The 9,228-nt window shown below is 70.6% G+C and carries 9 protein-coding genes; 4 read left to right on the top strand and 5 right to left on the bottom strand.

Annotated elements, in window-relative coordinates; translation table 11 throughout:
- Nucleotides 1-36 precede the first annotated feature (36 nt).
- The 5 genes from G515_RS0110965 to G515_RS0110945 all read right to left on the bottom strand — a co-directional run bounded on the left by G515_RS0110965 (nucleotide 37) and on the right by G515_RS0110945 (nucleotide 4,464).
- Nucleotides 37-849 carry an ABC-2 transporter permease gene (locus G515_RS0110965; RefSeq protein ID WP_028660173.1) on the bottom strand — a complete coding sequence of 271 codons (813 nt, stop codon included), beginning with the start codon at nucleotides 847-849 and terminating at the stop codon, nucleotides 37-39.
- Complete coding sequence (locus tag G515_RS0110960; RefSeq protein WP_028660172.1) at nucleotides 846-1,790, bottom strand: ABC transporter ATP-binding protein; 945 nt, start codon at nucleotides 1,788-1,790, stop codon at nucleotides 846-848. Before G515_RS0110960 ends, G515_RS0110965 begins: the two co-directional genes overlap by 4 nt.
- A 204-nt stretch (nucleotides 1,791-1,994) precedes the next feature.
- Nucleotides 1,995-3,137, bottom strand: coding sequence for a PQQ-dependent sugar dehydrogenase (locus G515_RS0110955; protein WP_028660171.1), 1,143 nt, complete (start codon nucleotides 3,135-3,137; stop codon nucleotides 1,995-1,997).
- Nucleotides 3,134-3,691 (bottom strand): PGPGW domain-containing protein, encoded by a 558-nt coding sequence (locus G515_RS20865; protein ID WP_051218248.1) that lies wholly within the window; start codon nucleotides 3,689-3,691, stop codon nucleotides 3,134-3,136. The genes G515_RS0110955 and G515_RS20865 overlap by 4 nt, the downstream gene beginning before the upstream one ends.
- Nucleotides 3,692-3,969: 278 nt before the next feature.
- Nucleotides 3,970-4,464 (bottom strand): MarR family winged helix-turn-helix transcriptional regulator, encoded by a 495-nt coding sequence (locus G515_RS0110945; protein WP_051218246.1) that lies wholly within the window; start codon nucleotides 4,462-4,464, stop codon nucleotides 3,970-3,972.
- A gap of 61 nt (nucleotides 4,465-4,525) precedes the next feature.
- On the opposite strand from G515_RS0110945, the gene G515_RS20860 reads away from it, so the two are divergent.
- The 4 genes from G515_RS20860 (at nucleotide 4,526) to G515_RS0110920 (ending at nucleotide 9,213) form a co-directional block, all read left to right on the top strand.
- Entirely contained in the window at nucleotides 4,526-6,007 is a 1,482-nt protein-coding gene (locus G515_RS20860) for an MFS transporter (RefSeq protein ID WP_051218244.1), read from the top strand.
- Nucleotides 6,008-6,268: 261 nt separating this feature from the next.
- Nucleotides 6,269-7,648, top strand: a complete 1,380-nt coding sequence (locus G515_RS0110930) for a flavin-containing monooxygenase (RefSeq protein WP_036555405.1) — start codon at nucleotides 6,269-6,271, stop codon at nucleotides 7,646-7,648.
- 12 nt (nucleotides 7,649-7,660) lie between these two features.
- Nucleotides 7,661-8,272 (top strand): TetR/AcrR family transcriptional regulator, encoded by a 612-nt coding sequence (locus G515_RS0110925; RefSeq protein WP_169570551.1) that lies wholly within the window; start codon nucleotides 7,661-7,663, stop codon nucleotides 8,270-8,272.
- Nucleotides 8,269-9,213, top strand: a complete 945-nt coding sequence (locus G515_RS0110920; protein WP_028660167.1) for an alpha/beta hydrolase — start codon at nucleotides 8,269-8,271, stop codon at nucleotides 9,211-9,213. The genes G515_RS0110925 and G515_RS0110920 overlap by 4 nt, the downstream gene beginning before the upstream one ends.
- The last annotated feature ends 15 nt before the right edge of the window (nucleotides 9,214-9,228 follow it).

The raw sequence follows: 9,228 nt of genomic DNA, 5'->3' as shown, positions 1-9,228 counted from the left end.
GGCCGGGCGGCCAGAGGCCGGATCGACCTCCTCAGCTCACGCGTCCCGCCGCCGGACGAGCACCCAGGCGAGCAGCAGCACGACCAGCGTCTCGGCGGCGAAGACCGCGAGACCGGGCCAGGGGTCGAGCAACATCGGGTTGAAGGGCACCGGCGCCGCGATCGCCGAGCCGGCATTGCCCGGCATCAGCTTGGTGAGCCATTCGCCCACCTCACCGGGGATGATCATCACCAGATTGCCGAGGATCAGCATCAGCGCCAACGAGATGGAGATGGTGCCCGCGGTGTGGCGCAGCACGAATCCCAGCCCCAGGGTGAACAGCGCGATCCCGGCCAGGAAGAGCCCACTGCCGTACATGGCCCGCAGGACATCACCTTCGAGCGCCAGGCCGATGCCCTCGCGATCGAGGAAGTAGTTGCCGCCGTAGTAGCCGACCAGGGCGGTCGCCGTACCGAGCACGAGCATGACTCCCCCGACGAGCACGGCCTTGGCGAGCAGCACCTTCCCCCGGGCGGGTACGGCGGCGAAGCTGGTCCGGACCATGCCGGTGCCGTACTCGGTGGTGACCACCAGCGCACCGAGGATCACCGCGCAGATCTGGGCGATCATCATGCCCCAGGTGATGAAGGAGCCGGGCGACTCGTCGGCCTCGGGCGAGGCGAGCCACTCCGCGTTGCCCCAGCACATCAGGATGGTCAGTCCCGCGCCGAGGACGAAGGTGAGCAGCAGGGTCCACCACGTCGAGCGGACGCTGATCAGTTTGATCCACTCGGCCCGCAGGACCGCCCCGAACCCAGGGCTGCGGTCCACCGCGGGGAGAGTCGCGGTGGCTGCGATAGCGGTGCTCATCGGACCGCTCCTTCCAGGACGGCGTCGCGGGGACGCCCAGCGTGGGCGTGGTATTCGACGGCGTCGGCGGTCAGGGCCATGAACGCCTCCTCCAGGGAGGCGCTGACCAGGGTGAGCTCGTGCAGCACCAGGCCGCGGCCGCAGAGCAGGTCGCCGACCCGGCTGGCGTCCAGCCCGACGACGCGAAGCTCGTCGTCCACGGCGTTCACCTCGACCCCCTGACCGGTCAGCAGCCCCTTCGCCTCAGCGACGGTGGGCGTCTTGACCCGCACGTACGACGAGGCGTGCTCCCGCATGAACTCGCCCATCGAGGAGTCGGCCAGGATCCGACCCCGGCCGATCACGATCAGGTGGTCGGCCATCAGCGCCATCTCCGACATCAGGTGGCTGGAGATGAACACGGTCCGGCCCTCTGCGGCCAACTGCTTGGCGAACTCCCGCACCCAGCGGATGCCCTCGGGGTCGAGCCCGTTGACCGGCTCGTCGAGGATCACCACCGGCGGGTCGCCCAGCATCGCGGCCGCGATCCCGAGCCGCTGGCCCATCCCGAGGGAGAACTTGCCCGCCCGACGGGTGGCGACGCTGTCGAGCCCCACCATGTCGAGCACCTCGTCGACCCTGCCGACCGGGATGCCGTTGCTGGCCGCCAGCCAGCGTAGGTGGTTGCGAGCCGAGCGGCCGGGGTGGATGGCGTGGGCTTCGAGCAGCGCGCCGATCTCCCGCAGCGGCGCCGGTCCGGCGCCGTACGGATGGCCGTTGACGGTGACCCGTCCGGACGTGGGTGCGTCCAGACCGAGGATCATCCGCATCGTGGTGGACTTGCCGGCGCCGTTGGGTCCGAGGAAGCCGGTCACGCGTCCGGGTTCGACGGTGAAGTCGATCCCGTCGACGGCGATCTGATCGGCGCCGAAGCGCTTGGTGAGTGCCTGGGCGCGAATCATCGGGCCGCGCCTTCCCGGGTGGTCTTCATCATGCTGACCAGCCTTCCCGGCGGCGGTCCGCGGCGGCATCGGGAGCGACCCTGGACTCTCCCTGAGACAGCCCCCGACGGCGTGCCCGGAGGGTCAGGGTGCAGCCCCGAGTACGACGTGTCCGGGCCCTTGCGATCCGGACGCGGTGAGGGTGGCGGCCCGGGGCGCGCTCACTCAGAGCGTGACGCGCAGGATCCGGTCGTCGCCGTCGCGAGGGTCGCCGCGGCCGTCGCGGTTGGAGGTGCCGACCCAGAGACTTCCGTCGGGGGCGGTGGCGACCAGGCGGATCCGACCGTGGTCGGTCAGGTGTCGGCGCGATTCCCCGGTCGAGAGGTCGACCGACATCAGGCACTCCCCCTGGAGGGCGCCGAGCCAGGCGTGCCCGGCAGCGATCGCGATACCGGCGGGTGAGCACTCGTCGGTGGGCCACTGGGCGAGCGGGTCGCGGCCACCACCCTGGCCGTCGGATCCCTCGGACGCCGGCCAGCCGTAGTCGCCTCCGCGCACGATCCGGTTGACCTCGTCGAAAGCCTTGTCACCGAACTCGCTGGCCCACAGTTCACCATCGGGTGCGAAGGCCAGGCCCTCGACGTTGCGGTGCCCGAGGCTCCACACCTCGTTGCCGAACGGGTTGTCGGCGGGTACGCCGCCGGCCGGGCTGATCCGCAGGATCTTGCCGTTGAGCGAATCCCGGTCGGTTGCCAGCGAGCTGTCCCCGGCGTCCCCGGTCGAGACGTAGAGCATCCCGTCCGGGCCGAAGGCCAGCGCGCCACCGTTGTGGTAGGTGTTCTTGGCGATGCCCTCGAGTACCACCTCGTGGCCCGAATCGGGGTCGCGGGCCGGCCACGGCATCCGGATGACCCGGTTGTCCTCGGACGTCGTGAGGTAGGCGTAGAGCCAGCCGCCATCAGGATGCAGGGCGATCCCGAGCAGTCCGCCCTCACCGCCGAAGGTGCCGTTGAACTCGATCCCCGGCACCTGGCGCACGGTCTCGCTCCGGCCGCCGCCGGCGCGCACGAGCACGATCTCGCCCGTGTCGCGCATCGACACCAGGGCGTCCCCGCCGGGCAGGAACGCGATCCCCCACGGCACCTGCGCATCGGTGAGCAGCGTGCCCGCCACCTGCGGCCGCGGGCTGGGCGAACCGGACGGAGTGGCGGACGCGGACGGACTCGCCGCACTGGGAGACGGGGACCCGCCGGTCGGCGAGCTCGTCGGTGCGGGGGCGGGCTCGCCCTCCCCCGCGCAGGCGGCCAGAGCCGCGAGAGGAGCCGCCAGCCCCGCACGCAGCAGGCTGCGTCGTACGACCTGTGTCATCGAGGTTCCTCGTCCGGGCGCCGGTCGCGGGAAGCGCGCCGGCGCTCCCGCCACTCGGCGCCCTGACGCTCGCGCTCGTCGTGGAACTCGTGGTACTCCTCATCGGCCTCGTCGATCTCCTCCTCCAGCTCGGCCAGTTCCTCGGGGTGCCCGCGGAAGCGGCGGATGGCGTAGACGATCAGCGCGAGGGCGATCGCACCGGAGATGAGCAGGGTGACCCCGGTCCACGGCCCCCCCAGCAGCCAGTACGACGCGGCCAGCGGCCACCAGTGCGGTGCCGGCGGACTGAAGGTCCACAGCAGCCCGAAGCCGATGATGATGAGCGCACCGGAGACGGAGAAGGCGATGGTCCACCAGTTGGCGACGCTCTGCGCGGTGGTCCGCAGCGCCCGCAGGCGGATCGGCTCGAGGCGGCGTTCGGCCCACTCGTACTGCTGCGAGAGCAGCGCCAGCCCGCCGAAGACCATCAGCAGACCGGGCCCCGGTAGCACCAGCGCCCCGATGCCGGCCACGACCAGCACCCAGCCGAGGATCTCGAGCAGCAACCGCTTCATGGGGCGCCCCCGCGATCGTTCATGCCTTCGAGGTTCCCAGATGGGGGCAAACCTTCACACCGTACGCGGCTCCACGATCACCGGATCCGGCGCCGAGTCGAGCGGGTAGAAGCTCTGGAACAGCGCCACCCCCTGCGCACTCAGCCTCGCGGGGTACGACGCCCCGCCCCACCCGGCCGACCTGCATCGCCATCGAGTCCGCCGTGCGCCGGTGCCGAGAGGCCGGTTGCGGTCTACCGCAGCCGGAGGACGCCGAGATGCCGTCCCCGCCGGCCTCATTACGTGATCGGCGTGCTCCTGGCCCCCCGGGGCCAGGGCCGTCCGTCGCGACGCTCGATGGCGGCGTTGAACCGGTGCAGCATCTCGGCGAGCAACTCCACGTCCGCCGACGACCAGTCCGAGAGCACCTCGGCCAGGCCCGCCAGCTTGAGCTGTCGGTCTCCGTCGAGGTGCGCGTGCCCTTGCTCGGTCACCTCGAACTTGCGGGCCATCCCGCCCTCGGGGTCGGCGATCCGGCGCGCCAGGCCGTCCTTGACCAGCCTCGCCGTCTGCCGGTTGAGCGTGGAGGCGTCCAGGCCGAACGCATCGCTGAGCTGCCCGATCGTCATCGGGCCCGCGATCACCAGCCGGGTGAGCAGGGTGTACGCACTGCGGTCCAGCCGAAGCCCGCCTTCGCCCTGACCGAGGGGCGTGAGGTGGCGGCCCAACACGAGTCCCTCGAACTCGATACCGCTCAGGGCGGACTCGCTTGCCGTTGTCGTCCGGCTGTTCATGCCGCGGAGTGTAGCAACCATAGTTAGTGCATTCTGCAAGCGATATGTACGATGCACTTCCATGACCCAACTCGCCTCTCCGGCGCCGGATACCTCGCGGGCTCCGAACGTGCGCCCCGGCCAGATCGTGTTCGTGCTGGCCTTCGCCGGCATCACCGCGGCCATCACCCAGACCATGGTGGTGCCGCTCGTCGCCGAACTCCCTCAACTCCTCCACACCACCGCCTCGAACGCCTCCTGGGTCGTGACCGCGACCCTCCTGGCCGCCGCCGTGGCGACCCCGGTGAGCGGACGGCTGGGCGACCTGTACGGCAAGCGGAAGATCATGCTGATCTGCGCGCTGATCCTGACCGCCGGCTCCGCGGTGTGCGCTCTGTCCGACTCGGTCGTCCCGATGATCGTCGGTCGCGCGATGCAGGGTGTCGGCATGGGAATCATCCCCTTGGGCATCAGCGCGATGCGCGACCTCATCCCTGCCGAGAAGCTCGGCTCCTCGATCGCCCTGATGAGCGCCTCGATGGGCGTCGGCGGCGCCCTCGGCCTCCCGCTCTCCGCCGCGATCGCGCAGAGCGCCGACTGGACGGTCCTGTTCTGGGTCGCCACGGCGCTCTCGGTGGCCATCTTCGCCCTGATCCTCCTCCTGATCCCCGCCACCCCGGTCGCCAAGGCCGGCAGGTTCGACCTGGTCGGCGCGATCGGACTCGGCATCGGCCTGATCTGCCTGCTGCTCGGGGTCTCCAAGGGCGCAGACTGGGGCTGGACCAGCGGCACCACCCTCGGCTGCCTGATCGTGGCGGTCGTCGTGCTGGTGGCCTGGGGCGCCTATGAACTGCGCATCTCCGACCCGCTCGTCGATCTGCGAGTCACTGCTCGCCCGGTCGTCCTGCTGACCAACGTCGCCGCGATCGTGGTCGGCATGTCGATGTACGCCCAGTCGCTGATCATCCCGCAGCTGCTCCAGCTCCCCGAGGTCACCGGCTTCGGCCTGGGCCAGAGCATGCTCGAGATGGGCCTGTGGATGCTGCCCGGCGGCCTGATGATGATGCTGGCCTCCCCGGTCGGCGCGAAGATCTCGCACGCCCGCGGCCCCAGGATCACGCTCGCCATCGGCGCCGGCGTCATGGCCCTCGGCTACCTGGCCACCCTGTTCCTGATGGGGTCCACCTGGGGTCTGATGATCGCGGTGTGCATCATCACTGCCGGTGTCGGGCTCGCGTACGGCGCCATGCCCGCGCTGATCATGGGCAGCGTGCCCCGTTCGGAGACCGGGTCTGCGAACAGCTTCAACACCCTGATGCGCTCGATCGGCACCACCGTCTCGGCCGCGATCGTCGGCGTCGTCCTCTCCCAGATGACCCAGGACCTCGGCGGCTACACCCTCCCCACCGAATCGGGCTTCCAGATCGGCCTCGCCATCGGCGGCGGCGCGGCGGTGGTCGCCGCGCTGGTCGCGTTGGCGATCCCGGCCAAGGCCAGCGCCGAGGCCGAGGGCAACATCGAGCACGACCTCGATCACCAGTCGGCGGCGGCCACGGAGCGCTGAGCCCGTACGCAGACGAGCGGCCCGCGCCCACCTGGGCGCGGGCCGCTCGGTCTTGTGCGGACGAAGTCAGACCTGGGCCTGCGAGCGTTCCTCCGGCGCCTCGTCGCCATCACGCTCCTCATCGGCGATCCCGACCTCGGAACCCTCATGGACCCCCGACGGGACCGCGTCGCCCTCTCCGATTGACGGGTGTCAACTGCGGTCGTAGTGTGACGTGCGCCACGCTCGGCGACGACTCCCCCGCGAAGGAGATCCCACCGCATGACCATCCAGCGTCCTCGCACAGCCATCATCGGTGCCGGCATCAGCGGCCTCACCAGCTCCAAGATGCTGACCGACTACGGCATCCCGTTCACCTGCTTCGAGAGCTCGGACCGGGTCGGGGGCAATTGGGCCTTCGGCAATCCCAACGGACATTCCAGCGCCTACCGCTCCCTGCACATCGACACCTCCAAGGCCCGGCTCTCCTTCCGCGACTTCCCGATGCCGGAGAGCTACCCCGACTTCCCGCACCACACCCAGATCAAGTCCTACCTCGACGACTACGCCGACACCTTCGGGCTGCGCGCCAACATCGAGTTCGGCAACGGGGTGGAGCACGCCGAGCGCCTTCCGGACGGCGGGTGGGAGCTGACCACACAGCGCGGCGAGCGTCGCCGCTTCGACGCCCTGGTGGTGGCCAACGGGCATCACTGGGACCCGCGCACGCCGGAATTCCCGGGCGAGTTCGCCGGGGAGTCGATCCACTCCCATCGCTACATCGATCCGCGCACGCCGCTGGACCTGCAGGGCAAGCGGATCGTGGTGGTCGGCATCGGCAACAGCGCGGTCGACATCGCCAGCGAGCTGTCCCAGAAGAGCCAGCGCAACACCACCTTCCTCTCGACCCGGTCGGGCGCCTGGATCGTGCCCAAGTACGCCTTCGGCAAGCCCGTCGACCAGCTGACCAAGGGCAATCCGCGGATCCCGCTGAAGTGGCAGCGACGGATGGCGCGCAACCTCCCGATCCTGCTCTCCGGATCCCCGGAGAAGTACGGCCTTCCCCGCCCCGACCACCACTTCGGCGAGGCCCACCCGACCGTGTCCAGCGAACTCCTGCTGCGGTTGGGCTCCGGCGACCTCACCGCGAAGCCCAACATCGACCACTTCGACGGGTACGACGTCCACTTCGTCGACGGCAGCGTCGAGACCGTGGACGCCGTCATCTACGCAACGGGCTACAACATCACCTTCCCGTTCTTCGACCCCGGCTTCCTCTCCGCGCCGGAGAACCGACTCTCCCTCTACAAGCGGATGATGCGACCGGGGCTCGACGACCTGCTCTTCGTGGGTTTCGCCCAACCCACGCCCACCCTGTTCCCGTTCGTGGAGTTGCAGTCCCGGCTGGTCGCCGCCTACCTGGCCGGCACCTACCGGCCACCGTCGCCGGAGGTGATGGACGAGGTCACCCGCGCCGATGAGGTCCTCTACACCGGTCACTTCGCCGACCGGCCGCGGCACACGCAGCAGGTCGACTACTACCACTACGAGCACCAGTTGCTGACCGAGGAACTGCCCAAGGGTGCCGAGCGCGCCCGGCGTGACGGACCGGTGCTGCTTGCCGGACGGGCCGAGCAGGCTGCGTCTCCGGCCACGGCCTAGATGGCCGAGCCGATGGACACCAAGGTCCGGCCGCACGGTTACTCCCGGCAGGGGGAGGAACGCCGCCAGGCGATCCTGGACTCCCTCGAGACCCTGCTTCGCGATCGCCCGCTCGCGGCGATCAGCGTGGCCGACATCTCCCGCGCCTCCGGAGTGACCCGCTCGGGTTTCTACTTCTACTTCCCCCACAAGGGCGCAGCCGTGGCCGCGATCCTGGAGCAGGTGTCCGCGGAGATGCTCGCCGAGTCCTTCGACGCGCATCTCCGGCTCGCCGACCCGGTCGCCGCCGTCCGGGCAGGGCTGGAGAGCACCTTCCGGATGTGGCGCGAACACGAGTCGGTGATCCTGGCGATGGCGGACGCGCCGAGGTCGGACCCCGAACTCCAAGGGCTGTGGGAGCACTGGACCGAGCAGTTCTTCGACCCGCTGGTCGACGCTCTGGGCTCCACCTGGGGCCACGGGGACGACCCCACCCCCCGTGCCCTCATCGCCGTCCTCGTCGGCGCCAACGAGCGCGCCTTCGAGCGTCTCAGCCGCTCGGGCGCCGGCCCCGAGGAGGTCCGCGACACCATCGCCGCGCTCACCACGCTGTGGGCGAGCATCATCCCGAGGAGACAACCATGACCCGTACCGATCTCACCTTCACCTCCGCCGGAGTCATCTGCCGTGCCTGGCACCTGGAGGCCACCACCGATGCGCTCGCCGCCCCCGGCGGCCGACCCTGTGTGGTCATGGCCCACGGTCTGGGGGCCACCCGCGACTCGGGCCTGGAGGAGTTCGCCGCCGCCTTCGCCGAGGCGGGCTGCGACGCCGTGGTCTTCGACTACCGCGGCTTCGGTGCCTCGGACGGCGAGCCCCGCCAGTTCGTCGACATCCCCGGCCAGGTCGCCGACTACCACGCGGCGATCGACCTGGCCCGCTCTCTGCCCGGGGTCGACCCCGACCGCATCGTCGTATGGGGGGTCTCCCTGTCCGGCGGCCATGCCTTCACCCTGGCGGCACGGGACCACCGACTGGCGGCGGCCGTCGCGATGACCCCCGCCCCCGACGGGCGCGCCGCGGCGAAGCTCGCCCGGGAACAGGGCGGACTCCGGCCGCTGCTGCGGACGATGCCGACCGTGCTGCGCGACGTCCTCGCCGCTCGACGCGGCCGGGCACCGGTCACCATGCCCCTGGCCGGCCGCCCCGGGTCCAGCGCCGCGATGACCGCACCGGGGGTCTATGAGTCCTACACCTCGCTGGGCGGGCCGGGCTGGCGCAACGAGATCGTCGCCCGCTCGATCCTCAAGGTGGGGAGCTATCGCCCCGTGGAGGAGGCGGACCAGATCGGCTGTCCCGTGCTGGTCCAGATCGGCGACCTCGATCAGAGTGCACCCCCGCTCGCCGCTGCGGAGGCGGCGGAGCGGGTCGCCCGCGCGGAGGTTCGGCACTACCCGTGCGACCACTTCGACGTCTACCCGGGGCAGCCCTGGCACGACGCCGTCCTCAACCACCAGGTGGACTTCCTGCGGCGACACCTGGCTCCGGTGGCCACGGTGACGCACGCCCCGACACCCGGGGCGTGAGCCCCTGGCCCGGTG

It is taken from the genome of Nocardioides insulae DSM 17944 (genome assembly GCF_000422825.1).
GTDB lineage: Bacteria > Actinomycetota > Actinomycetes > Propionibacteriales > Nocardioidaceae > Nocardioides > Nocardioides insulae.
The sequence above is the reverse complement of the archived record's forward strand: the minus strand, read 5'-3'. Positions and strand labels throughout refer to the sequence as shown.